At 37.4% G+C, this 26,171-nt stretch carries 22 protein-coding genes and 3 pseudogenes; 10 read left to right on the plus strand and 15 right to left on the minus strand.

Annotation, left to right across the window (positions count from 1 at the left end):
- Window positions 1–427: 427 nt before the first annotated feature.
- Entirely contained in the window at window positions 428–1,228 is an 801-nt protein-coding gene (locus ACFRAK_RS16640) for a nitrilase-related carbon-nitrogen hydrolase (RefSeq protein WP_387708836.1), read from the minus strand.
- A 226-nt stretch (window positions 1,229–1,454) separates the two neighbouring features.
- On the opposite strand from ACFRAK_RS16640, the gene ACFRAK_RS16645 reads away from it, so the two are divergent.
- A complete protein-coding gene (locus ACFRAK_RS16645) occupies window positions 1,455–2,858 on the plus strand; it encodes an amino acid permease (protein WP_260287260.1) in 1,404 nt (467 codons plus the stop codon).
- 73 nt (window positions 2,859–2,931) lie between these two features.
- Here ACFRAK_RS16645 and ACFRAK_RS16650 read toward each other — a convergent pair whose 3' ends face one another.
- A complete protein-coding gene (locus tag ACFRAK_RS16650) occupies window positions 2,932–3,792 on the minus strand; it encodes a MurR/RpiR family transcriptional regulator (protein ID WP_192204195.1) in 861 nt (286 codons plus the stop codon).
- 207 nt (window positions 3,793–3,999) lie between these two features.
- Entirely contained in the window at window positions 4,000–5,373 is a 1,374-nt protein-coding gene (locus ACFRAK_RS16655) for an aspartate aminotransferase family protein (RefSeq protein WP_387594835.1), read from the minus strand.
- A gap of 1,139 nt (window positions 5,374–6,512) precedes the next feature.
- Here ACFRAK_RS16655 and ACFRAK_RS16660 point away from each other — a divergent pair.
- Together ACFRAK_RS16660 and ACFRAK_RS16665 are read left to right on the plus strand one after the other, a co-directional pair.
- Complete coding sequence (locus ACFRAK_RS16660; protein ID WP_387707920.1) at window positions 6,513–7,019, plus strand: DinB family protein; 507 nt, start codon at window positions 6,513–6,515, stop codon at window positions 7,017–7,019.
- Window positions 7,020–7,061: 42 nt separating this feature from the next.
- On the plus strand, window positions 7,062–7,226 hold the full coding sequence (locus ACFRAK_RS16665) for a hypothetical protein (RefSeq protein WP_387594830.1): 165 nt from the start codon (window positions 7,062–7,064) through the stop codon (window positions 7,224–7,226).
- 424 nt (window positions 7,227–7,650) lie between these two features.
- Here the strand turns inward: ACFRAK_RS16665 and ACFRAK_RS16670 are convergent.
- Window positions 7,651–7,800, minus strand: a pseudogene (locus ACFRAK_RS16670) (hypothetical protein); the annotation flags it as partial.
- 407 nt (window positions 7,801–8,207) lie between these two features.
- Here ACFRAK_RS16670 and ACFRAK_RS16675 point away from each other — a divergent pair.
- From ACFRAK_RS16675 to ACFRAK_RS16685, 3 genes are all read left to right on the plus strand, one after another.
- Window positions 8,208–9,698, plus strand: a complete 1,491-nt coding sequence (locus ACFRAK_RS16675) for a DHA2 family efflux MFS transporter permease subunit (RefSeq protein ID WP_394572099.1) — start codon at window positions 8,208–8,210, stop codon at window positions 9,696–9,698.
- Between the two features lie 275 nt (window positions 9,699–9,973).
- Window positions 9,974–10,546, plus strand: coding sequence for a YitT family protein (locus ACFRAK_RS16680; protein ID WP_394572100.1), 573 nt, complete (start codon window positions 9,974–9,976; stop codon window positions 10,544–10,546).
- A gap of 776 nt (window positions 10,547–11,322) precedes the next feature.
- Window positions 11,323–11,730 carry a DoxX family protein gene (locus ACFRAK_RS16685; RefSeq protein WP_394572102.1) on the plus strand — a complete coding sequence of 136 codons (408 nt, stop codon included), beginning with the start codon at window positions 11,323–11,325 and terminating at the stop codon, window positions 11,728–11,730.
- A 108-nt stretch (window positions 11,731–11,838) separates the two neighbouring features.
- On the opposite strand, the gene ACFRAK_RS16690 is transcribed toward ACFRAK_RS16685, so the two are convergent.
- From ACFRAK_RS16690 to ACFRAK_RS16705, 4 genes and pseudogenes are all read right to left on the minus strand, one after another.
- On the minus strand, window positions 11,839–12,480 hold the full coding sequence (locus ACFRAK_RS16690) for a class D sortase (RefSeq protein WP_387594816.1): 642 nt from the start codon (window positions 12,478–12,480) through the stop codon (window positions 11,839–11,841).
- A 1-nt stretch (window position 12,481) separates the two neighbouring features.
- A complete protein-coding gene (locus tag ACFRAK_RS16695; RefSeq protein WP_387594813.1) occupies window positions 12,482–13,888 on the minus strand; it encodes a processed acidic surface protein in 1,407 nt (468 codons plus the stop codon).
- Window positions 13,889–14,520: 632 nt separating this feature from the next.
- The gene (locus ACFRAK_RS16700) at window positions 14,521–15,234 is read right to left on the minus strand and encodes a GNAT family N-acetyltransferase (RefSeq protein ID WP_394572118.1); all 714 of its coding nucleotides are present in this window, start codon (window positions 15,232–15,234) and stop codon (window positions 14,521–14,523) included.
- Window positions 15,235–15,246: 12 nt separating this feature from the next.
- A pseudogene (locus ACFRAK_RS16705) lies at window positions 15,247–16,353 on the minus strand (mandelate racemase/muconate lactonizing enzyme family protein); the annotation flags it as partial.
- A 102-nt stretch (window positions 16,354–16,455) separates the two neighbouring features.
- On the opposite strand from ACFRAK_RS16705, the gene ACFRAK_RS16710 reads away from it, so the two are divergent.
- On the plus strand, window positions 16,456–17,721 hold the full coding sequence (locus tag ACFRAK_RS16710) for a transcriptional regulator (RefSeq protein WP_394572103.1): 1,266 nt from the start codon (window positions 16,456–16,458) through the stop codon (window positions 17,719–17,721).
- An 88-nt stretch (window positions 17,722–17,809) separates the two neighbouring features.
- Here the strand turns inward: ACFRAK_RS16710 and nhaC are convergent, their stop codons facing one another.
- The 5 genes from nhaC to ACFRAK_RS16735 all read right to left on the minus strand — a co-directional run bounded on the left by nhaC (window position 17,810) and on the right by ACFRAK_RS16735 (window position 22,127).
- On the minus strand, window positions 17,810–19,231 hold the full coding sequence (nhaC, locus tag ACFRAK_RS16715; RefSeq protein ID WP_394572104.1) for a Na+/H+ antiporter NhaC: 1,422 nt from the start codon (window positions 19,229–19,231) through the stop codon (window positions 17,810–17,812).
- 572 nt (window positions 19,232–19,803) lie between these two features.
- Entirely contained in the window at window positions 19,804–20,058 is a 255-nt protein-coding gene (locus ACFRAK_RS16720; RefSeq protein WP_387594799.1) for a molybdopterin-dependent oxidoreductase, read from the minus strand.
- Between the two features lie 23 nt (window positions 20,059–20,081).
- A complete protein-coding gene (locus tag ACFRAK_RS16725; RefSeq protein ID WP_387596026.1) occupies window positions 20,082–20,270 on the minus strand; it encodes a molybdopterin-dependent oxidoreductase in 189 nt (62 codons plus the stop codon).
- 607 nt (window positions 20,271–20,877) lie between these two features.
- Window positions 20,878–21,102, minus strand: coding sequence for a hypothetical protein (locus ACFRAK_RS16730; protein WP_387594796.1), 225 nt, complete (start codon window positions 21,100–21,102; stop codon window positions 20,878–20,880).
- Between the two features lie 149 nt (window positions 21,103–21,251).
- Complete coding sequence (locus ACFRAK_RS16735) at window positions 21,252–22,127, minus strand: SDR family oxidoreductase (protein ID WP_394572105.1); 876 nt, start codon at window positions 22,125–22,127, stop codon at window positions 21,252–21,254.
- A 248-nt stretch (window positions 22,128–22,375) separates the two neighbouring features.
- Here ACFRAK_RS16735 and ACFRAK_RS16740 point away from each other — a divergent pair.
- The 3 genes and pseudogenes from ACFRAK_RS16740 to ACFRAK_RS16750 all read left to right on the plus strand — a co-directional run bounded on the left by ACFRAK_RS16740 (window position 22,376) and on the right by ACFRAK_RS16750 (window position 24,007).
- Window positions 22,376–22,768 (plus strand): annotated as a pseudogene (locus ACFRAK_RS16740) (winged helix-turn-helix transcriptional regulator).
- A gap of 134 nt (window positions 22,769–22,902) precedes the next feature.
- Window positions 22,903–23,373: a hypothetical protein gene (locus ACFRAK_RS16745; RefSeq protein ID WP_394572106.1), complete on the plus strand. Its 471-nt coding sequence runs from the start codon at window positions 22,903–22,905 to the stop codon at window positions 23,371–23,373.
- Window positions 23,374–23,554: 181 nt separating this feature from the next.
- On the plus strand, window positions 23,555–24,007 hold the full coding sequence (locus ACFRAK_RS16750) for a hypothetical protein (RefSeq protein ID WP_260287301.1): 453 nt from the start codon (window positions 23,555–23,557) through the stop codon (window positions 24,005–24,007).
- Window positions 24,008–24,335: 328 nt separating this feature from the next.
- On the opposite strand, the gene ACFRAK_RS16755 is transcribed toward ACFRAK_RS16750, so the two are convergent.
- Both ACFRAK_RS16755 and ACFRAK_RS16760 read right to left on the minus strand, forming a co-directional pair.
- Entirely contained in the window at window positions 24,336–24,650 is a 315-nt protein-coding gene (locus ACFRAK_RS16755; protein ID WP_387594782.1) for an MTH1187 family thiamine-binding protein, read from the minus strand.
- 354 nt (window positions 24,651–25,004) lie between these two features.
- Window positions 25,005–26,159, minus strand: a complete 1,155-nt coding sequence (locus ACFRAK_RS16760; protein ID WP_394572107.1) for an MFS transporter — start codon at window positions 26,157–26,159, stop codon at window positions 25,005–25,007.
- Window positions 26,160–26,171: the final 12 nt, after the last annotated feature.

The following is a 26,171-nucleotide window of genomic DNA, read 5'->3' on the forward strand; positions in this document are numbered from 1 at the left end:
CACATGAACCTTTTGATAGGAAATATTGTAATCTAGTATGTTCTTAAACGATAATTCATGGTTCAAAAATTATTTTGCTTATAATTCCTAATAAAACAAGGTTGTTTTCGCATACTTTGTTGCTATTTACCAAGTAAAGCGGTGTGGTTGATTTTCCCTCCAGATGCTCGCTTTCCGCGGGGCGGGCGTTGAGCCTCCTCGGCGTAAACGCCTGTGGGGTCTCACCTGTCCCGCTGCTCCCGCAGGAGTCTCGCACTTGCGCTCCAATCAACCTTAAATCGTTTTGTTTTAAAAACAACAATATTTACGAAAAGAGCCTAAAACAAAAAATCCATTAATCATTTAATAATGAAAAATGGATTTTAATAAACTTTTATAAGATTCTAGTTATAGACCCGCATAATTCGTTCAATGAATTTTGAAAAATCTATTTTTCCAAAGCAAATAACGAAACATTTGGCCACAATTTCTTGTCTAAATCATCCAGATAAGGAACTTCATTTCGTACCTCTGATATAATTGAAAAATCCACATCATGAATTAGAATGCCCTGCTCTGATCTTGAAGCTTCACATAGGACCTCACCGGTCGGAGCAACAAGTTTACTCTTTCCGCAACTTCCCTCATTAACCGTGTTTACGCCAAGAATATAAACCGTATTATCGAGTGCACGTGCCGGAAGTTGAATATCCCATCTTGTTTCAGCTCCGTAGCTCCATACTGAAGGAACAATAATAAGTTCTGCACCTTGAAGAGCTAGAATTCGGCTTGGTTCAGGAAATTCAATATCTGCACAAATAAGTACACCTATTTTCCCTTTCGATGTTTCTATTGCATTATAGACTTTCTCACCAGGAGTAAATATCTCCTTCTCTCTTCCCCATAAAAATGATTTTCGATAAGTGGCAATGACTTCCCCTGTTGACTCAATTACAGCTAAGGATATGTAAAGGCTTCCACTTTCCCCCTCAACAAATGGGACGATGAGTATTACTTTTAACTCTTTAGCGAGCTTTTGAAATAATGAAACAGTCTCTCCAGTCGAAAACTCTTGCAACGATTCGAATTGCTCCTTCGATAAATAGTAACCACTCACCCAAAGTTCGGGTAATACGATTAATTCAGCTCCCTGTTTAGCCGACTCTTCAACCATTTCTATACAATTTTTAATATTTTTATCCCTTTCACCAGGGATAGCTTGTAATTGAACTGCAGCAACCTTAATCAACAAAAGCACATCCTTTTCTGCAAATGAAAATTATCAGATTTTTTAGAAACCTGTGTTAAATTTAATAATATTTTATTTCCTTTAATTAAGCAATGATTATTTCTTTTGGTATATAATTTTGAATTTTTTATTTCAAAAAATCTAAAAATTGTGTAAACTATAATCAATCCAGTTTCGGTTAGGGTAAATTGTAAGCTTTTACACAATATTTTTCAGGGAGGTCTTCATGAAAAAACAACAGAATGATTTAGAACAATCACTCAGTTCTCGTCACATGTCAATGATTGCAATCGGAGGTGTCATTGGTGCAGGTCTTTTTGTAGGTAGTGGCGCTGCCATACATAAGGTCGGGCCTGGCATCTTGGTTTCCTATGTAATTGCCGGTGTTTTAGTGTTCTTGATTATGAAGAGCCTTGGCGAAATGGCCACTTCCAATCCATCAAGTGGTTCATTCTCAGAATATGCCCGGGACGCAATCGGCCCTTGGGCAGGTACAACAGTTGGGTGGCTTTATTGGTTCCAATGGGTTGTCGTTATTGCCATTGAAGCCATTGCAGGTGCAGCCATCATCAATATGTGGTACCCAGGTATTCCTTTATGGTTTCTTGCTTTGGCCTTGACAATTGCTTTGACTTTAACAAATATCTATTCAGTGAAATCCTTTGGAGAATTTGAATATTGGTTTGCCATGATTAAAGTAGCGAGCATCATCGCCTTTTTGATTTTAGGCGTATCTTATATATTTGGATTTTCAGGAGAATCGACGGTTGGAATATCTAACCTTGTACAAAACGGGGGATTTTTCCCTAATGGTGTAAGTTCCGTCTTCGTGGGAGTCATCACTGTATTTTTCTCATTTGCCGGTACAGAAGTAGCGACCATTGCAGCAGCTGAATCAAAGGATCCTGTTAAGTCTGTCTCTAAAGCCATTAATAGTACAATTTGGCGTGTCTTGATCTTTTATGTAGGCTCAATAGCCGTAGTTGTGACATTACTTCCTTGGAATTCTGCTAATGTATTACAAAGCCCATTTGTTGCCGTTTTAGAAAACCTAGGCATTCCTTTTGCAGCTCACCTCATGAATTTCATCGTACTAACTGCTGTTTTATCATGCCTAAATGCTGGATTATATACAACATCCCGAATGCTTTTCTCTTTAGCAAAAAAAGGGGATGCCCCACAATATTTTAGTAAGTTGAATAAAAATGGCGTACCTGCCAGAGCTGTTTTTGCAGCTACCATATTTTCTTATATTGCTGTAGTGATGAGTTATGTTTCTCCTGAATTAGTTTTTCTGTTTCTCGTTAATTCATCGGGAGCGATTATCTTACTAGTTTATTTGGTTATTTCCATTTCTCAGTTGAGGATGAGAAATAGATTGGAAAGAGAGAATCCCGATGCCCTGAAAGTGAAGATGTGGTTGTTCCCATATTTGACATATGCGACGATCCTGGGGATTTCCATCATTTTAATCTCCATGGCTTTTATCGAATCTACAAGAAGCCAACTATATTCAACACTATTACTAACCGGGGTAATCATTGTGTTGACTCATTTTTTTGGAAAAAAGAAAATCAGTAGCGCAGAGGAGAAAAGTAAACTAACCAGTAATTTGCCTCCATTGAAATAAGCTATGGCGGAATATCATTATGTGATAAATTAAAAAGCCTTACTCTTCCACATCGGGAAAGTAAGGCTTCTTTTTATTCCATTTTCTTTCTTTGAAAAACATCAAAATGACTCCAGATGTCTTCCAAAACTTCTAATCGCTCGTGTATATCTTCCTGCTTCTCTTTTCCGACAAACATGATCAAAGCATTAATCAAGCTTAATGGTGCAACGAAAGAGTCAATGAAGCTAGGCATCTGACTGGATGCTGTCAACGGAATGTCCGCATGAGGAATAAGCGGTGAGAGAAGATTATCAGTAATGGCTATTGTTGTCGCATTTTTTTCCTTTGCAAAAGAAAACATTTGAATTGTGCTTTTCGTATATCGTGCAAAACTGACACCAATCACTACATCTTTTTCACTTAAATTATATAACTTTTCCGATGAATTCTCCAATGACTGCAGAAGTTCCACATTATTGAGGACAATTTGAAGATAATATTCCAAAAACACGCCTAGTGATGTGGCACTGCGGTTTGCGATAACATAAACCCTTCTCGCTTGTAATAAGCATTTCACTGCTTCATGGAATGCATCTTCATCCAATTTCTCCATAGTGGATTTTATGTTTGCGATGTCATCCTGGAAAACTTCGTATACCCCTGAAGACTCTTTATTGTATACCTTTTGGGACATCTTTAATCGCTCTGTCGTTGTCAGCTGCTGCTTAACGGAATTCTGCATATACTGCTGCATCTCTGGATAGCCTGAATAGCCAAGCGAGGTTGCAAACCGCACAACGGTGGCATCACTGACCCCTGCCATTTTCGCTAATTTTCCAACTGTAAAAAAAGGAACGGTCGTTTGATTCTCTAATATATATGTAGCTATTTTCACATGGGACTTGCTCATTTCCCCTATTTGCCCAGCGATGTTTTGATAGACGTTTGACATTAAAAAGAGCGCCCCTTTATTTATATTTATGTATTGTAGGAGTAGCTATTTCCTTTTTGTGAAGGATTATAATTTAACAATAGGTTTTTTCATCCTTTTTTGTCAAGTTAATTGCAAGTGCCATGGTGGAATTAAAAAAGGCCTGATCAATTAAAATCGCTTTGATCGGGCCTTTTGCTTTCTCATCTGACACTCAGTTAAGCTGAATTATTTCAGGATCCGTCCAATGGCTTTGTCATGCGCTTCCACAGTTCGAAGAATATCTTCCTCCGTGTGTACAACAGACATCGAATAACGATTTAGCGGCTTTGTATAAATACCTAATTTTAATAACTCATAGTCAATCTCTTTTCTTAACTTCGTATTTGCCCTGCTCATATCACGATAATTTTTAATCGGGCCTTCGGCTAAGATAATGTTAAAGATACTGCCCATACCGACTGTTTGCATGTATAAGCCATGTTTTTTATACACATTCTCAAGTTCCTTACGTAAAGATTGCGTCTTAGCAAACAAATCTTCCATTGTTCCTTCTTGTTCCAATAAGCCAATGGTTGCTAAACCGGCAGCCAAAATGGTTGGATGGCCATTGTATGTTCCACTATGATATAACGGATTTTGTTTATCTTCATTATCTGCTCCAGCTGTTAAAATATCTCGTCCGCCACTAGCAGAGGTAATCATCATTATTTCTTTTTTACCTCCAATGGCCCCTACTGGGAATCCGCCGCCCAGAACCTTTCCTAATGTAGTGATATCCGGTTTAATGCCATATACTTTTTGAGCCCCCCCAATCGATATCCTGAATCCTGTTTTTACTTCATCGAAAATAAGCACTATATTGAGTTCTTCTGTTATTCTGCGAAGTCCTTCCATGAATTCTTGTTCAGCAGGTATGAACCCTCCTTGAATTGGCTCTAAAATGACACCTGCTAATTCATGTGCATGGGCACGTAAAATCTTCTCGGTAGATTCTAAATCATTGAATGGAAGAATGACGGTATTTTCAATATAGTAATCTGGTATCCCTCTTGATTCTCCTACCGCTTTAGGAGCTGTTGCGTTACCTGCTTGATCCATATCAGGGTTAACACTCACTAATACTTGATCGTATCCTCCATGATAATGTCCTTCAAACTTTGCCAATTTCGGTTTTCCGGTATAAGCCACCGCGGTACGAATTGCAAGAAGTGTCGCTTCCAAGCCTGAATTCGTATAACGAACCATTTCAATACCGGGATATAACCCTACTAATTTTTCCGCCATTGTTGTTTCCATCTTGTGAGGCGTACCGAATATGGTCGTTCCAGACTCTAACATTTGTTTTGTCACAGCATCAAATACTTGTTGATGACCATGCCCTAATATAAGTGCTCCATAACATAATAAATAATCGATATATTCATTGCCATCTACATCATATAACTTACTGCCTTTTCCTTTTTCCATCATTATAGGATGTGGAGGAAAATATTTAATATGTGCTGTGACACCGCCCGGAATCACGTCACAAGCTTTTTCAAATAAATCAGCAGATTTTTTCGTTTTTTCTGATAATAAATCCTTATTTTGTAGTATCATAATGAATTTCCCCTTAATATAGATTTTTTTCATGCGAAGTATTTTATAAATAATAGAAGCGATTTTTTTAATTTAATCAAAACTTCTATTAAATGTGGGTATTTTCAGACCTTGATTAAGCAACCAGGTCCAGCCCGATCATAAGAAGATAAAAGATAGTAAGCTATACATTTTGAAATTGCTTCCACAACCATCATTCCCGGCTTCTCACTCACTTCCTGTAGTACCCATAGTGAATTTTCTAATTATTAAAATAAACATTTCATTATAAAATATAATATGAAATAATTATTACAAAGTCAAGGTTAATAAGGAGATTTTTGTTTATTTTTAAGATCTCAGGAATATAAATGCCAGTCCATTTTGTTGAAGCGATTCGACGAATATCTGATTTTAATGAGTAAACGCCAATTAAGCGCACCAAGAAATGGCGCGCTTAATCGGCGTTATTTATCATGCACTTCAATCATGTCTGTGTCTCCATGGCCTCTACCGCAGCATTCCAATACCACCGTCGTTATTTGGAGATGCTGTATCTATTACATATTTCCAGAGGTTCATCAGGCGGTGCTCAGATCCAAGGGGGAGGCTCATCACATTTTTAAAATCAAAAGTTCACTTTAAATATTTTCTCTTCTATATTTTGATTTACGTTCTAACGAAGGAGAAAATTTCAGAATACGTAACTGCACTTACATTGTTTCATAGTTTTTTATTTCAAATTCACTTAGGGGTCGATTAATCGACTTACTCAATTTACTAATAAGCTCTTGGTAATCCTTAGTATCATTTGGATCTATACCTTCCCTGACGTTTAGTATCTCGTATCGGTCATACTGTTCTGGAATAAGTTTTCCGTCTACATGGATATAAAGCCTATATTTGATTCTCAGATTCATAAAAATACCATCTCCTTTACTATCAGTTCGATATAAGGAGCTTTTTTCCTGCAAGAAAAAATACTCAGGATGATAAGTAGTTCGCATTACCTTTATACATTGGAAATTCGCGATGAGCGTATGCACGTTAGGAGGAACAGCATATTAATAAAGATCCTTCATTGAATTCACCTGAATTTTTTTGTTTTTACTGCATAAATTGTTCAATACGAAAAAACTAGTGTATATGGGGGTTTTTTAATGAATCATCCCGAGCCAGTATTAGAAATGTATAACTATCACTCGTGGGCAAATGGGGTCATCATCGACCGGTTAAATGAGCTTCCACCGCACATTTATCATAAGGAAATTCAGAGTGGTTTTTCGTCCGTATCAAAAGTGTTGTCTCATATTTATCTCACGGATTATGCGTGGTTTGACATTATCACAGGTAAAAGTATGAATGAAGCAATGGCATCTTCCAATCAATTAAGAGAAGAGGTGGAAAAGAAAAGTATTGAGGAAATGAAAAAAATATTTCTGGACTTATACGAAAGAAACAAAGCACTTCTGAGCACAGAGGATATGAAAAGGATAATTGTCGTGGATAACCCATATGCTGGGTTACTTAAAACTACCATTTCCGAATCGGTATTACACGTTGTCACACACGGATCATATCATCGTGGCAACATTGCTACCATGTTGCGGCAAATGGGGCACACTTCCGTTATGCAAGATTTTGGCCTTTACCTTTATTCGAAATAAAAAACCAAACTATATCCGATTCCTGAATAAGGGGATGTATCGATGGACGAACTAGTTGGCACTTGTGTTCGCTGTGCACGTAATGTATATTGTACTGCTGGATTTCTGAACGGTATTCTGTTAGATAACAAGAAAATCTTATGTTTTAATTGTAAGGATACTTTATATGCAATAATCAAAGAAGAAAGAATGGAAGATGAGAGTTAAAGGAGCAATACACCAAAAATAGGTCATGCCAATAATTTGGCATGACCTATTTTGCCCGATGAACAGTCAGATTGGGTCGGTCGTTTGCATCGAAGGCGCTCTTTAATATTCTAAATAAATTGGCACCAATAATTCACGTCTATAATGTTATCGTTATTGACTAATTCTGTATGGATTTTATAAGTTGATTCATCCCTTGCAATTCTTCTTTTCTAAATCCGGAAAACGAATGAATGAATAATGTGCGGCATCGTAGAAAAGCGGATGATCACTTTACTTATATGAGTCTCTCAAGTTCGAGAACGTGGCTACCATCTTCAATGAGGAGATGACCTGCAATATCTCTTGGCGCTGGTATGGCCTTATTTCTTAAAATCCAGGATTAGGTTTCATCCCAAGCTGATGACTAAACTCCGAAAATCCATTATGGATAACAATTCATTATGGAACTTACATTATGGAACTTATTAGATGCAATAAAGGTACCCCATCGCGGAAGCCGTGTCAGTGTCCCTTCCTTCACCAATTCCTCTATTCCTTTTCGTATGGTAAAGCAATTTACGTTATAAGTTTCACAAAGTTCTTTTTATTGTTCATCACACCTTTTTATCAATTAACTATTTTTTAGTGAATACGAATGATAGAATGTTAAAGTATTTATACTTAAGTAGAACAACTTTTCTGATACGTAGTAAGTATTATATTGGTGATTTTTGTTTGAAGTATGATATACCTGTAGGATGGATGTTAAACTGGGGGATTTCCTAAAAATAAGAATATATCCTGGTTATTGTCAAGTAAGTTGTTAATAAAGAATAACGCCTCCAAAATCCGTGAATTGAGGTTAATCTCCTTAAGATGTTGTATATCATAGGAAAATATAGGCTGGTTTCTTAATGAATTCGCTTTAATTTGTATAATTTTAAAAAAAAGCAGGCAGTACAATACGTACTACCTTAGCGGAAAGGACGTACCATAATAATGAATCACGACAAAACAGCCATCACTAAAATTCGTACGGGTCCCATGTTTGCGGTGATGCTGGCTGGTGCTCTAGTCGCCTTCTTAAATCAGACATTAATTAATATCGCATTGCCTCAGTTAATGAATCATTTTGAAATATCAGCTGCAACAGCTAACTGGCTTACTACAATCTTCTTATTGGTCAATGGGATTGTCATCCCTATCACCGCTTTCTTAATGGAACGTTTCAATACAAGGCAACTCTATCTTGCTTCGATGGGACTCTTCGCTTTAGGAACTTTCCTATGTGGTATTGCCCCCAGCTTCTCCGTCTTATTAATCGGACGTGTTGTTCAAGCTGCTGGGGCAGGGATTTTATTCCCTTTGATTACAAATGTGATTTTCACTTTATTTCCACCTAACAGACGCGGTTTCGCAATGGGTATATTTGGTATTGCGATGAATTTTGCCCCTGCTGTAGGACCGACGTTATCAGGATGGATTATACAAAACTACTCTTGGCGGGTTCTGTTTTTTGTCATTTTCCCATTTGCACTGCTTGACTTCATCTTTGCATTTTTCATCATCAAAAAAGTAGGGAAAACGAGTCGGCCTAAACTCGATAAAATGGGTGTAATTCTTTCCACTATCGGATTCGGCGGAGTTCTATATGGATTTGCTACAGGCGGTACCAAGGGCTGGGGCAATCTCGAAGTACTGACGATGTTCCTTGTTGGAGGAATCAGTTTAGTTTTGTTTGTATGGAGGCAATTTACTGTATCTCATCCTATTTTGGAATTTAGAATTTTTCGGTATAGGATGTTCACTTTAACGACAATTATCAACATCATCGCAACTATGGGTATGTTCTCTGGAATGATCATCATGCCAATCTATATGCAGAATATCCGTGGGTTTACCCCGATGGAATCCGGTCTCATGCTATTGCCTGGCGGGATTTTAATGGGGATCATGTCTCCTATCACAGGTAAGCTGTTTGATCGATTTGGTGCGAGATGGCTTGCCGTGAGCGGACTTGCCATCACTATCATTACAACCTATCTTTTAACGCGGCTAGAAACAGATACGTCCTATTCTTATGTGGTGTGGGTATATACAATCAGAATGTTCGGAATGTCGATACTGATGATGCCTATCTTCACAGCTGGATTAAATGAATTGGCACTTAGCCTAAATAAATATGGAACAGCAATGGTCAATACATTGAGAATGGTAGCAGGTGCTGTTGGCATGGCATTCTTTGTTTCCATCATGACAAACCAGGGAACGAAGCATGTTCAGGAAATCTTATCTTATAGGAACATATCACCAGATAATACATCACAAATGGCCATGGCCATTAAACAAGGTAGCGTAATGGGAGTGGATGATGCATTCATGATTGCAACAGGTTTGACCATAATTGCATTCATACTGGCCTTTTATATACGGCAAACTTCACCGCAAGAAGATACCATTACAAATCGCCTATCGAAAAAAAGAGCTTGAATAAACAAGGCTTTTTTCCAAAGAATAAAAATTCTATAAAACTGACTTGCCCCATCAAAAAAGAGACACTTATTATGAGTGTCTCTTTTTTTGGCCAAATTGCTTCATGTGCACAAGGTAACGGCATTCCTTTTGATCCTGCTGCATACTGAAATGCATCTGAAATTTAACCAACAATACACAAATAGCAATCGTAATTTCAAAAACAGCTAAGTATATATTTACATGGCTCTCATATATTTTAAGATAATGATTTGGACAAGGGGAATGTTTTTATGAAAAAGTTGGTTACTCTGCTTTTTTCAAGTTTTTGCATTGGAGTAGGTCTTAACCTGTTCATTGTCCCCATTCATCTAATAAATGGCGGGATATTTGGAATAAGTCTGTTAATCAAATATGTTTGGGGAATCCAAGTTAGACATACCATGATCATGATCAACATTCCCATATACCTTCTATACGATAAGTCTTATTTCTTCAATGCCATCCTTGGGTTAGCTTTTACTTCAACCATTATTGATTGGCTAACACCACTAAACGGTTTGGTTCATCTACCGATCATAACGAGTGCCATTATAGGTGGAATGACGATCGGGATTGGAGTTGGTTATATGCTGAGACAGCATATTAGCCCCGGTGGAGTGGACTTACTAGCACTATTAATCTCTAAAACCACAGCAACGAACCCTGGAATCATTATTTTTATTATCGATTCACTCATAGTAATTGCGGGAATTATTATATTGAATGACTTAAAGCTAATGTATTCACTCCTCACGATTTCCTGTGTCGGCATATGCGTATTCTTTATCAATTCTTTTAAGGCAATAAACATTTTTATAAGATAAAACCTACCTACAAGTACTGCAACAGGGAAGATTGATCAGGTATATCCCTCCTTCGATATTTTGCTTGTGCTGCACCCATGATTTCGCGGCGTTTACTCGTGAGTTTTGGCCATTTACTCGTGAGTTTGGACTATTTACGCGTGAATTCGTACTGCACCCATGATTTCGCGGCGTTTACTCGTGATTTCGCATCATTTACTCGTGAGTTTGGTCCATTTACTCGTGATTTCATGTTGCACCCATGATTTCGCGGCGTTTACTCGTGATTTCGCATCATTTACTCGTGAGTTTTGGTCATTTACTCGTGAATTCAGCATGTTTACTCGTGAATTCTGCTTATTTACTCGTGATTTCGCATCATTTACTCGTGAGTTTAGCATGTTTACTCGTAAATTCGTGCTGCACCCGTGATTTCGCATCATTTACTCGTGAGTTTAGCATGTTTACTCGTGAATTCGTGCTGCACCCATGATTTCGCGTCGTTTACTCGTGATTTCGCATCATTTACTCGTGAGTTTTGGTCATTTACTCGTGAATTCAGCATGTTTACTCGTGAATTTAGCATGTTTACTCGTAAATTCGTGCTGCCCCCATGATTTCAGCTGTATAATCGTCGGTGCGATTTCTGAAATCATCTGAATATTTTTTTAGAAAAAACTGCAGGCATACTCGCTATTCTGCGACTGTTGAAGTTCAATGATTTTTATAGAATGCATTAAAAAAAGGAAAGTGGAATATGATTAAACTGTCAACTTAAGGGAGGGAATGAGTATAAAATGAAAAAAATAAAAATTATATATTGGATTTTCACAGGAATTTTAGTGGCACTAATGGTTTTGGGTTCTATTCCTGATATAATGTCTGTTCCCGATGCAGTCGCTTTATTTAATCATTTAGGTTATCCTACCTACCTCCTGCCCTTTATTGGTATAGCCAAATTATTAGGTGTCGTGGCAATACTCATTCCAGGTTTTCCGAGAATTAAGGAATGGGCTTATGCCGGTTTTGTATTTGATTTGACGGGTGCTATGTATTCAAGCATATCAGTGGGCGATCCTGCCAGTGGATGGCTGCTTTTCATTATCGGATATATATTGATAGCCGGCTCTTATATTTACCATCATAAAATATTAAATTCCGCTATATCGAGCACTTTGAGCAATAAGGATAGCTTAACAATATAATAAATTGGCAACAAACTCGTCACATATAAAAGAAATTGGAAATTGAAAGAGTCCCGATAAGTTTTACCTTATCGGGACTCTTTTTTTGAACATGTAATAAAAAGTTGCCTATAATTTACTTACTTTTTTTGAAGACAAATAAGCGACAAGTATATAGCGTTCAGGTGCCGCCCCAATATAATCAAAGGGATAACAGGTACTGACGGTTAGCGTTGCCCGTGGCTTTGGTACGATTACGGTTCGATCATCCTCATCCACAATTCGAACTTTGTTGACTTTGTATGTGAACTCGCCTGCCGATGTTCTTACAATCAACAAATCTCCTTCGCCAACTTGCCCGAGTTTACGGAATACCGTATCTCTATGACCCGAAAGAACGGAATTGTCATTTTCACCTGGTAGTACACTTCCTGCAAAGTGACCAACGCCTTTTTCCAATTCGTCCTCGTTTGTGCCATGGAAAATAGGGAGCTTGGCTTTTAGTTTGGGTATATACAGTTCCCCGATTTCTTCACCCGTTTCAGGGCGGACAGGATATAGCTCTTTCTTTGTTATTTTTTTACTTATTGGCTCACTACTGGGTGGTTTCTGTACAGGTTCATTCACTTGGCTAGTTGGAGTATGAGTCTTATAAAGAAAGTAGCCTTTTGCAAACTTATACATATTGGATGTGGAAAACCAAACCCCAAATAAAATGATGGCAATTGCACAAGAAAGCAGAAGAAACCGCCTTTTCTTTAATTGTTTCATATTAAGCTTTCCTAATTCTTCGATACATCAAGCTTCCGAACAAGACAATGCAAAGCCCTAAAAGAGCATTAGGGATATAATCGGAAGCGGTATTTGGCAGTTTAGCCCCTTTTACAGTTTGATGTTCCGAATTAGTATGAGTGCTGATCTTTTGTTTTACTGGTTTAGCAACCGGTGCCTTTTCAATAGTCTTTTGCACCTCTTTAGCAGATTCCTTTATTTGCCCGCCTGCATTGGTAAGAGTATCAGAATCGACCATTTCACCCGTTATTAAAAGATCAGCCAAGAACTTCCCATCAATAGAGTAAATTGATATTTTCAGGTTAGCACCTTTTAGCTCTTCCAATTTCATTAAATCCAAAAGGGATACAGGTGATTCCGATCCGCTTTTCACAAGGGAATAGGATACCTTAAGCTTAAAGATGGAAAGTAATTCTTCATAGATTGATGCCATTTCAGCTATCTGTTCAGCTGTAAGCTCGGTTGCTACATCAAATTCCTCGAAAGCCATCATGCGGTTGCCCAATTCTTCAAGTCGCTTGATTGTTTCCGGATTGGAAAGATGCTCTTCCAAAGACATTAAGTGGTCTTCAAGCCTCTGTAATTCTTCTTCCGTTAGTCCGAGTTCTTCGAAAATAGGAAGGAGACCTTCGGCAACTTCACCATCCATCCCCCCACCAGTAAGGTTCCAAACAGTTTCTTCAAGATTATCTATGTATATATAATCGTTAATATCTTCACCATTTTCTTTCAACAATTGAAGCAACGCTTGTTTATCCAATCCATAGTTCTCATTAAAATAATCTAAGTTGCTTAGGTCCGCCTTTATGACATCACCTAAGAATTCGCTAAGCTCATCAACAGATTCGAATTCCTCCGTGCTAAAATCATAGAGTTCCAATGTCGCTTCGATATCTTCTTTTGTTACTTCGAAGCCTCTTACTTTGCTAACCTTGGCTAAATAATTGACAAATTCTTTGTCAAAGTTTGGATCACGTTCAAAATCGCCCTCTTCCGCATAGAAATAAACAGCTTCATCGAGGTCCCAGATAAAGATATAATCGTCAAGTTCTTCGCCATTTTCATGCAAAAGTTTAATTAGGCTCTCACTAGTTAGATTATAATCTTCATAAATGGCATCTAAATTACTTAAATCTGCCTTAATAACTTCGCCCAAAGCATCTTTAAGATCATCAATGGATTCAAAGTTTTTAATACTCTCATCGTAAAAAGAAAGAGACGTTTCAATATCATCCTTCGTCACTTCAAAACCCCTGACAAGGCTTACCTCTTTTAAATACTTTGTGAGTTCTTGCTCAAAATTTTTCTTTGGTGCTGCCGATGCCAATTGCGGGAATAAGCTAATTAACAACGTAAATGAAACTAAAATGGTCCACAGTTTTTTCATACTTTTCTCCTATTCATAACATTTCATATGTTTCTAAAAGATTATAATTCAATAACAATAATTTAACAATGAAGTTATTTTTTCCGGTATTGGAAATTCCTACCTTAATTACTTTGCTAAGAAACTTTTTAACCGCATATACTTCTGTTTACGCTAATAATGACGTATTTCCTCCTATTAATATACCGATTACAATAATCCCCCCACTTCTGTACCTCTAGATAAATGAATTTTTTATTTTTCGTATGCCTACTAAACTTAACTAAAGCGGAATAATCCGAAATTAAGCTTTGAGGGGGATTTGCTTTTTTGTAGGCCTTATTCTTTTTCGAATTCTAATATTTTCACTCTCGTGTTATTCTGCCTTTTCATAACAAGAAATTCACACTTTTATATTATTTCTCTCTAGTAAATCCCACTCCCCCTTAAGGTTACATCCATTACGAAAAATAAAAACGCAAATCCTTATGTTTCAAGGATTTGCGTTTTTATTGATTTATAGCGTTAACTTATTAAATTTCATTGCTTCCTTCACTAATCATAATTTCAAATTCTATCTCCATCAGCATTCCGGCATGGCAAAACCACTTACGATCAAGCCAGTACTGTTTAAGGATAAACATCTTAAACATTTAAATCGTATGCCTACTACCATAAAAGACTAACTGTTTTCCTTCCTGCTCTTCCATTTTAAATCCACGCCAACCATTTGCGATAATTCTTTGCTGGGATGCTATATCATTCATCTCAATGATCTGGATTTCCTGCCATGGAGATGCGTCCACTTCAGACAATTCCTTGACAAATATATAACGCAATTGCCCGCCATATTTCTCTTTTAACGCAACAATTTCCATTCCTTGGGCAAATTTATCTTTTAAACTGGGAATGTTAAAAGGCGCAACTGTACAGCATACATATCGGTAAGGCGACTCCTGCTTGTTCAACTCCTGCATGATCAACGTTGCAAGTGTTTGTTGCAGTTTGTTTCCCCTGTATGCAGGCAGTACGTTTGAAATTTCCTGATAAATCACTTCCGACAGCTCGTGTTCCATCATTCCGAAATCTCTCCCTAGATGTTCCTCATCAATAGGCGGAGCCAGCAACGCCCGGAATGCAATGAGATCCTCACCAACGAATGCTCCAATCATGAGCCCATTTCCTTCTAGAATATATTGAAATTCTTCCTTAGTAAGCGGTTGAAGTACACCTTTATCGGTCAAATGGTGAACGACCTGTTCTTGAACTTGTAAAATATCGGTTAAATCCTCCAACACTAATTTTCTGACCTCATAGCGTTTATGATTTTTATCCTTACTGATGGTACCTTCATAAATCAATTCCAAAGTTGCTCCCCCTTGGATGACATCCTGAAAAACTGTTAATTCAACTAGCATTTCTTCATTTATCGCTACACCTAATCCTGGTTTTTCATTCAACCTAATATATGGGACATCATAATAAAGATTCCCTACATCCTTGGTGAATTTCAATGGACCAGTGAGTTCCACGCTTGTGATCACCTTTTTTGAAAATGCAACATGGAAGCCAGCTGCAGAACCTATGGATGATTCTACCATTGAGCCAATCTGACATTCTAACCCAGCAAGCTCTGCTTGGTGGGCTAGCTTAATTGCCGGATATATACCACCACATTTCATCAGTTTAATATTCAATTTATCAGCTGCTCGTTTCTGGATAATTTCGCGCATTTCCCGTGTGCCCTTTAACCCCTCATCAATCATCAGCGGAATCGTAGACTTCGATTTTATTTCAACCATCCCATCGATGTCATCGGCAGCTACCGGTTGTTCAAGCCAATCAAGCTGGCATTCAAGCAATTGATCAATCGCTACAAGAGTTACCGCACTGTTCCGCCATCCTTGATTAACATCTGCACGTATAGCGATACTATCACCTACACGGTCGCGGACAGCTTGTATGCGTGCCACATCTTCACTGACATTGGTGCCAACCTTCATTTTAAATGACTGATAGCCCTGCTCGACCATAACTGCCGCTTCTTCGGCCATTTTTTCAGGAGGAGCTATACTTAAGACATGGGTAATTGGAAACTCATCATGATAACGTCCCCCGATTAGCTGGTAGACTGGCTGCCCCAGCTTCTTTCCCATGATATCAAAGCAAGCAATGTCAATGGCTGCCTTAGCTGTAGGAGCTCCATAAATCGCTTTGTCCATCAAATCATGAAGCCTTTCGATTTCAAATGGATTCTTGCCTAACAGTATGGGTCCCAACGTATTTTTCAACACCTGGTAGGTCCCTTCCAGAATCTCACCAGTCACATGTTCGTCTGCCACACCTTCCCCGTACCCAACAAACCCTTCATCCGTCTCAATTTTGACAATGATCGATGGCATAAATTCGTAAGTATGGTAACTAACCACAAAGGGCTCTTTAAGAGGCAGATGGATTGCATATAGGTGGATCGCTGTAATTTTCATTTCTAATACTCCCTTTCGATTCACAAGATTGTACGAGTTTGATATAGTTGTCGTTAATAAACCGTTATTTAATCCATTAGCTGTTTCACTTGGAGGTTAACAATGAATACAAGAATTGCTGTCATTGGTTCCACTGAATTTATCGAAAAAATTGAATCCATCACATCCGAAATTGCTGGAATTGATTTCGACGCCTATGTATATGAGAAACCTACTGAGGCCGGTATGCTTGTTAAGAAACTCAAGCCATGTGATGCTTTGTTGTTCTCCGGGGCGTTACCGTACTACTTTTCAAAAAAATATCATGAGCACCTTCCGATTCCTTCTTTTTATTTAGCACAAGATGAAATGTCGGTCGCTTCTTCCTTACTATCCGTGCTTTATCATAAAAAAATCTCTCCACATCGAATTTCCGTCGATGTTAGCAACGCCTTGATCGTAAAGAACGTATTAACTGACCTCGAAATCGAGATGGACCCGAGCTATATCATGGATTATCAGGAGATGCTGAATGACTCATTTGATATTTCACTGATTACTTCTTACCATCATGAACTTTGGAAGGAGGGTTTCATTGATCTTGCATTAACAAGCATCCATTCTGTATTTGATCAACTGCAACTTATTGGGGTACCTGCCATGCGCATGGTTGATCCCCGAAGCTCCATCTTTAAAGCGCTGCAGGATATTAGAGCCAATACAGAACTAATTAAAAGCAAATCTTCACAGATTGCCGTTTGCTATGTAATATCGGATGAAGCGAACGCTCATGAACTGGTAGATGGTATAGCACATGAAATACAAGCCTCGGTCCAGCTTCTTGAAGACTTCCACTTCATCCTGTACAGCACTCGTGGTGAAATCGAATCGTTGATAAAGAAAAATGGCCTGAATTATTTTTTTGACAAATTCAAGAAGAATTGTAAAGTTGGTTTCGGATATGGTTCAACCATTATGGATGCAGATCGTCATGCAAAGATTGCCCTCGGATTTGCTGAAAAATATAATGAGTACAAATGCGGATACATTCTCACTGAAGACAAAGATTTGCTTGGACCATTTCCACAGCAAACCAAACAGCAACGCTTGAAAAACGATCATCCCGAACTACTTCAGGTTGCCAAACAGACAAAATTGAGTCCTGCTAACATATCTAAAATCATCCATTTCAGTCATTCCCGCCAATCCGTCCAATTCACGGCTGCTGAACTAGAGGATTATTTACAGGTGACCCGTCGTACTACAGAAAGAATTTTAAAAAAGCTATCCGATCATGGGCATGTCACCATCGTCGGCGAAGAAATGACCTATTCGAAGGGACGCCCCAGAGCTGTTTATGAACTTAATTTGCCAGTATACTGGATTTAAATGTAAAGAAAGGTTCTTTTGGTAGGAACCTTTCCTCGCTAGAGGTCTCTTGCTTTATTGCAGGTCATATTTAAATTTGGCAAGTTTTTCATATAGGTAAAGTTGCTTCCTCTTCTTTCTTGATATTCTGAATTTCGGCTTCTGTCAATTTCGTAATGGTAAAGCCAGTCATCGCATAAATGATAGAAATAACTGGGATGATAAAATTCAGAATCGCATATGGTGCATAATCGAATGCATGTACACCAAGTGTTGCAAGGATAAATACTCCGCAAGTATTCCAAGGAACAAATACTGAAGTCAATGTTCCTCCATCCTCAAGTGCACGGGATAGGTTCTTCGAGTGAAGTCCTTTATCTCGGTAAGCTTTTACATACATACGTGAAGGAATGACGATGGAAATATATTGTTCTGAGCATGTTACATTCGTCGCAAAACATGATAAAACTGTTGACGCAACGACGCTTCTAGATGTTTTTGCGAATTTTAATATTTGCTTTACGATCGCTTGAAGCATGCCTGTGTTTTCAAGGATTCCACCAAATGTCATTGCAACGATCGTCATGGACACGGTGTACATCATTGAATCCAATCCGCCGCCGTTAAACAGCTTGTCGACCATATTATTGCCCGTATTAATCACGAAGCCGCTTTGCAATGCTGCTATTGCATCAGCCATGTTGCCTCCTTGAATGAAAATTTGTGATAAGAAGCCGAGCAGCACCCCTATAATCAACGCCGGAATGGCTGGAACTTTTTTAGCAACTAGAATAATGACGATTAACGGAATGATCAATAGAAACGGAGAAATGACAAAGCTATCCTGCAGTACACGCATCGTTTGTTCAATATTCTCAGCATTCATATCTCCTTTACCAAAATCCTTCCCAAGTATGGCGTATATAACCAAGGCAATGATAAATCCTGGAATCGTCGTGTAAAGCATATGGCGAATATGTACGAATAAATCAGTTCCTGTAAGTCCAGATGCAAGATTGGTCGTGTCTGAAAGCGGTGACATTTTGTCACCAAAATATGAGCCTGAAATAATAGCCCCCGCAATCATTGGTGCTGGTATTCCCATACTTAGACCAATCCCCATCCCAGCAACACCGATTGTCCCCATCGTTGACCAAGAACTGCCGATTGCCAATGATACCACTGCACAAATAACGGAGATGCTAACAAGAAAAAATGAAGGAGTGAGGATTTTAAGACCATAATATATCATGGTGGCAACAATTCCTCCGCCCATCCAAGCCCCGACTGTCATCCCTACTAGAATAATGATGACGACTGCTGGCAGGGCGAGACGTATTCCCTTGTACATAGACTCTTCTATTTCGTTCCACTTATAACCTGAACTCCAAGCAACAATAGCAGCAGCTGATGTGCCTACAATAAGTGGTATATGCGGACCCTGTTCCAGCCAGACCACCGAAATTGCCATCATTACGATCATGACGATGAGCGGTATTATTGCAACACCGAATGACATTTCTTTTTTCATAAAGCATCCCCTTTGTGATTATTTTTCATGACTCTATTATTTGATGACTATTTAAAAAGAATGACATGTCGTTAAATAGCCGTTAATAGAATTATCATAATATTTCTACGAATAACCGTCAATTAATATTTTGAAAGTTAGCTCTCTTTAACAAGACATTAGAAATCCATTACAGTGACTAAAAGAAAAAACACCAAATGGCAACCACCCATCCCAACTTAAATAAGATGCATTTCCTTTTTCAGTACTTTTTTGGCCATGCCAAATAACCCTCCATAACCCTTTTGGAAGGTTCTTTCTCTGAATCACAAAACCGCTATTTGGCTAAATCCAGGAACGACTTTTCCCATTTTTATTTCACGGATATCCGTCTTTATCTACCAGGGTAACAAAAGTCTTTTCAGCCGTTTTCTTTTCCTTAAATTAAATTCAAAGTTATTCTACCTTAACTTTAATTTTATTAATGGCTTAGAATATCCATATCCAGCGGTTTTTGGATTGCCGAATTGATATGTATTGTAGTGACTGGAAATGCATTTTGTTCATTGTCTTCATTTGGATAATACACATAATCAATTGTTTGAAAAGGCCCCATTGAATTTTGAATTAATAACACTTATCTGCTTTATCCACTTAACAGATGCCATTGCATACCACTGCGGAACTATTAACCTCAGTGGATAACCATGTTTAAAAGGAATTGGCCGATTATTATACTCATATGCAATAATGGTATCCGGATGCAGTGCTTTCTCGACAGGCACACTCCTGGTGTAGGTGTAAGCCTCATCTAGATCGGTCCTATTTCCATAATCATAACCCTCCACGACAACTCCTTTTGCCCCTTCCTCTATCCAGATAGATCAAGTAAGGTCCTTAATGGTACAGCTTTCCACCTACCTTGGCTAATAGCTCCCTTTCCCCATTGTTCTCCAAATATTTTAAGTTCGAATAGATTACACTTGTCTCCCGAGCATTCAAGGACAACGAGTTTTAGATGGGTATTGAAGAATGTCTTGCATGGATAGGAGTATAGGATCGGATACTAAAACATTTATAGGTAGCCTACAGTTTGAATAAGAAAGAGGCGGATAAGAAAAGTGGTTCCTTCTATGAAATAAGTGGTTTTCCATACTATCTATCATTATTGATGAATTGAACCGATTTCTCCTGATTTTCCGGGATCAAACTACGAGTCAATAAATAGGGTTTCACTTTATGAGGATTTGTCATAATTCCCCCCTGATAAAAATGAATCATTATAGATGTATACGTTTGTTACAGCTTGATTAGGTTATTGATTTTTTTGTGCTTCACTTTACCCGCTTCTTATCTTCAGAAATCCCACGCATTCTTTGGAATTTATAGAGCCAACTCAGCAGCTTTTCCAAAGTCCGAATCAAAGTGAACCAGGGTAGTAAATCAATTACGTCGACACCAGGACAGCATTATGTAGGCTATTAACAAAAGCCAGCTATCGAAAAAGTTATTGTAAGTTTACTATCTCAAGATAAGGACTTACAATACGAAGCCTACAATCCTACCACCAATGAATAAAAAGGAAAATACATATCGGACGTTTATTATATGCATTCTCCTTTTACTTCTTGTTAAACAACACTCCATTTTGTGGAATGAATTTGTCTTTAGGTTATTAATCCAATTGCATTTTTTAGAACTTTCGGTGCCTTTTTAATTCCTTCTGTTCCAATAAAACTGCTCGCACTAGCTATTAATAAGCTTGAAGAAATGAATTTGACCACATAAAAAATTCCTGATCCAATAATTAGATCTAGGATTAAAAACCTTTTAATTGTTGAGCCTTTTACTACATAAATAACGATTTGGTTGTTTTTCTTCCTACGCAGCATTGTCACACCCTTATCTTTTTCTAAAGGGTATGACAATGATGGGTTGTCATATTCTTTGGATCATGTCTTACTTATTTAATAAAGCTGCTTTCTGTTAGTACCGGGCATAACAAGCTTCTTAAATATGAGGAGGTCTTTTTTGATTAAACTTACTTTCCTGTTTGGATGCTCTGACTAATAATTTGGCTCAAAGCCTCGTTTATTGGTGTAGAAGGGCGACCAAGTAATATTTCCAAATCATTACTCGAAATTTCTAATTCACCACCCCTAATGCCTTTTTGCATGTTAACGAGCATAGAAATGTATGTTTCTGGCACCTCTGCACCTTTCATAATATCGGTATACATAGCATCATCGACTTGTTGTAAAAGTACTTCTTTACCTAACACAGTTCCAAGAGCAGATGTTAATTCCACTTGAGTCATAAGCTTGCCGGAAAGCTCGTATACAGTATTCTCGTGTCCGCTCCCGGTTAAGACATTTGCTGCTGCCTCCGCATAATCTTGTTGAAGTGCCCAGCCCACCTTTCCTGTTCCTGCAGATGTAATCCAAGGTGCTCCTGCCATTACACCTTGTATACTCCCCATTTCATTTTCCAAGTACCAATTTTTTCTTAAAATTGTGTATGGAATACCTGTTTTCAAAATAGCTTCTTCTCTTGCACGATGCGCTGGGGCAAGGAATAAGTTACTTTCACTTGCATTTGTTACACTGGTATAAGCAATGAATTTAACTTGATTACGTTGAGCAGCTGCTACTGCATTAGCATGCTGTCTTATTACTGTTTCATCATCCCCAACAGTGGATATAATTAAAAGTCGATCAATTCCTGAAAAAGCAGAATCTAATGTTTCTGGTTGATCAAAATCTCCATATCGAACTTCTATTCCACTAGCTCTTAATCCTTCTGCTTTTTTAAGATTTCGAACACTAACTGCTAATTGACTCGCTGGTACAGCATTTAATAACGTTTCTACAACTTTAGATCCTAATTTTCCTGTTACACCAGTAACTAATATTTTCATCTTTTTTCCTCCAATTCTATTAGAAAAGTAGATACTAGCACTAGCAATCTAAATAATGTGTATTGATAAACATAGTAAAAAAACTTTTTAAGTTTATTGATATACCACCCTTCACTTATACGTATACTTGTTGAATTATTAAGTACAGGTAGATACTATATCCACGGTCACAATAATAAAAGTAGGCATTTTTTTATGACATAGTCACAAAAATAGGACCATTAAGAGAGAGAGGGAAATTACAGTCAATGGCTCGATTTAATTTTCAAGGAGAACCCCCTCCTGAAGAACAAGAAGAGGTATGCTCTTTGACACTTACTCAAAATGTATTGGCCGGAAGATGGAAAATTGTTATTTTATGGTAGACAATTCGACAAACAAGAAGATTTAACGAACTTCAAAGGTTGTTACCGGGCATTTCAAAAGGAATATTGACAAGACAGCTAAGAGAATTGGAAGAAGATGGTATCGTTCACAGAGAAGTGTATAAAGAAGTTCCTCCTAAAGTAGAATACTCGCTAACACCACAAGGGAAAAGCATCATCCCAGTACTGGACATTATGGGAGAGTGGGGGAAAAATTATATGAAAAAAAAGAGTGAACAAAACTACTCCACTCCAGTTAATAAAAAAGAGCAATAGTATAAATTTGAATTATCCGGGTTTTTTTATGTTTCGAAGGATGTAATGAGTATGGAAAGGGGATTTTAATAAAGATGGTTTTTACTTAGACCCAGCTCTATAAATAGTCTGATAATCTACAAAAGGAGACAACTATGTTTATTTGGAATATTAACAAACTCGTAATAGCTTTACAGGAAGGAACAATAACTGGCAAACAAAAGAAAAGATACAGTATAACTTTTTGGGTACTGGTTGCTCTTACAGTGTTTTCACTGCCTGGAGTTTATAACCCTTCATCTATGAATGGATATGATGTTATTGATCTAATTTTATTTATTATTATCAATGTGATTGCAATCTATCTTTTAGTCGGTATTTATAAGAAGAGAATTAGGAAGGAATTAGATTTCTTCTTGCCCTTTTTTGGCTTAATGATTCCACTATTTATACGTAACAGCTTATGGACCATACTTTTAACTATCCTTGGCTCTATTTATATTGTCTTATTTGCCCCTTATCATTCACTTGAGGAAACTAATATTATCGATGCAAGCATTAATGCTATAGTCGAAATTGTCATGAACATTATGTTTGTTCATTACTTTAAGAAGATATATAACTAGGAAGCACCTATTTTGGTGCCTTTTAATTTGACTTCACCATTTCACTTCCTCCTACCGGCTCCATCCATATTAATTAAACGAGAATCAAAAATGAAAAAATTTTGCCCTCTTAACACGTTCTTGGTACTAATCTCTTTTTCTCCTAATAAAATTAATAAACTAACTATTTAGGAGGGGTATAATGTTTAATCAAAAACTGGAAAGTAATAGTCCACTAATTTATAAAATTAATGATGTCACTTACCAAAAGTACAATCTATATAAGAAACCATACAATCGGGAAGTATTCGTCATAAAAGATTACGGTGAAGACCGCGGTATTACCTATAAAAGTATTGCATTATACGAAGCAGTTAAAGATCATTTTGACCGTTTTAAAATTGCAAAAATTGTTAAAGAAATTAATAAAGACAATCTTTTGCTCGATAGTGATCTCATCCTTATAGACAAAAAAGGAAATGAGCTACACCTATCTGGTTGTAGTTGCGGGTATGCTGGTAATGGTGCGAATGGAACTGTTGAAATTTTGAACAAGGCTGGATTCGAGATAGATAGAAGGTTTGTTTTTTGTTCAAAAGGATTCACTCTTTTTCATCCAAATGAAGAAAAGGAACTTTATGGAGAACGCTTATAAATTATCTAGACAACTGTTTATATCTTTTTTGGAACCTTTTATCACTACCTAATCACCTATGCAAAATATAATATGCAAATGTATGAAATCTCCCTTTCAAATAAAAAAAGCCTTGGGAACTGAGAAATCAGTAATACCAAGGCTTCAAAGCCATTAATAAATTTACATTAATTGAAAATCACAAAAAACTAGGGAAATATCTCAGAAGAACAGCACTATATCTCCGAAATTCAGGATATATCTCCGAAAACGGCACTATATATGCGAAAATCGAGGTGTTTGTATAATTGATCTATTTTCTTGACCTTATGCCATTTTATACATTTCACTATTCCTCAAGTATGCCCTCCACTCGCTTTACTTTGTCTTCCATCTTGCGTTCTTTATCACGACGATCATCGATTCGGATATTCGTACAAACTCTAGCAAGACCTTTTTCAAAAGGTACTTCGTGCATCGCTTGGATCACTTCAAACAACTTAGGAAGGTCGCCTTCAATGATTGTATTCATGGGAGTCAGTTGAAAACGGATTTCTCCCTTTTCTTCATATTGCTTTAATACTCTTTGAATATCTGCCACATAACTGCTGACACTTGGAGTTTGTGTACCTACAGGAATAACCGTTACATCAACTATTGCCATTCTTATTCACCAATCCTTTTTATGTATTAATCAAGAAGCTTACATCATCCATCTTATATTGACGGATGTTTTTAACTATTATAACTTAAACTTCGCACCTGGGAAATTTGATAAGAGCCTTGAAGCTTGAGATTCGTAAATCAAAGCACTTCTGCTGGTAAGAAAATTACTGTAGAATCGTTGATTCTTAACACTTGTCCTGCTGACTAGGTCATTAGCTGCCTTTTTAATACATCCCTTATATGCTTACGAGTGGAACTAGATGCATTCCATTTTGCCTTATTGGTATTATAATTCCAGCAAACCAATCCACCTCTATAAAAATAGAGGTGGATTGGTTTTAGATCGATTTATTTATGCCTTACTTTTATTTATATAATCCTTATAGACTAAAACTGCAACAACAATAAAACTTAGACTAACAAACCTGAAGATCATCTCTAAACTAATCCATTCAGCTAAAATGCCTAATACAAATGCGCTAATTCCAACACCAATATCAAAGCTGGAAAAAAAGGTTGCGTTGGCTGCACCTCTTTTTTCTTCTCTTACTTTTTGAACAGTCCACGTTTGTAAACATGGCATAACAGTGCCATACCCTGCCCCAAATAAAATCGCCGCAATGATAAGTTGAATATCATTTGTCGTATAAGACAGGATAAAAAGTGACAAAAATCCTAACATAGCTGAAATAATGATAATAGACCAAGGTCCTTTTTTGTCATACCATTTTCCTGTAAACGGACGTAGTAAAGTTGATACAGTTGCATTGATAAGGAAGAATAGAAAAATATGATCTACTCCCTTTTGTTTACCAAAAAGAACCAAGAATGTAATGACAGCCCCAAAACCTAGTGTTGTAATAACGGTAAGTAATGCTGGGAACCATACGTCTTTTTCATAAATCATATCCAAAAAGCGAAATGGTTTCTTCTTACGCTTTACATTAGTAGGTGAATTTACAAATTGAAGCGCAATTACCGCTAATAAGCTCAGTACTACTGATGACCAAATTAAAATATCGAAGGAAAAAGAGTCATAGATAAGGATACCTATACTTGGTGCAATGATAGCCCCTACCGTTGTGGATATAGAAAAATACCCTATCCCTTCTCCTAAGCGTGTCTTAGGAATCAAACCCACTACTATTGTACTATTAGCTGTGGTTGATACCCCCCAAGCAGCACCATGGAAAAGCCGTAACAATAGAAGAAGCCATATAATATTAAGATACGGATATAGCATTGTAATGATCATTAAAGCTGCACTTGCACAAATGGCCAGACTTTTCCTCTGGTTATGAATTAAATAGTAACCTACAAAAGGCCTGATTAAAACAGCACCTATCGTAAATAGTGATGTGACTAGACCTACCTGAATGGAAGATGCATTCATGCTTAACAAATAGGCAGGCAAAAAAGGCAGCAACATTTCAAACCCAATAAAAACTAAAAAGTTGCTTATAAATAAAAAAAGAAATGATTTATTAAAGATTCTTTGACTTTTCATATAATTATTCCT

Source organism: Peribacillus sp. NPDC056705, from assembly GCF_043656335.1.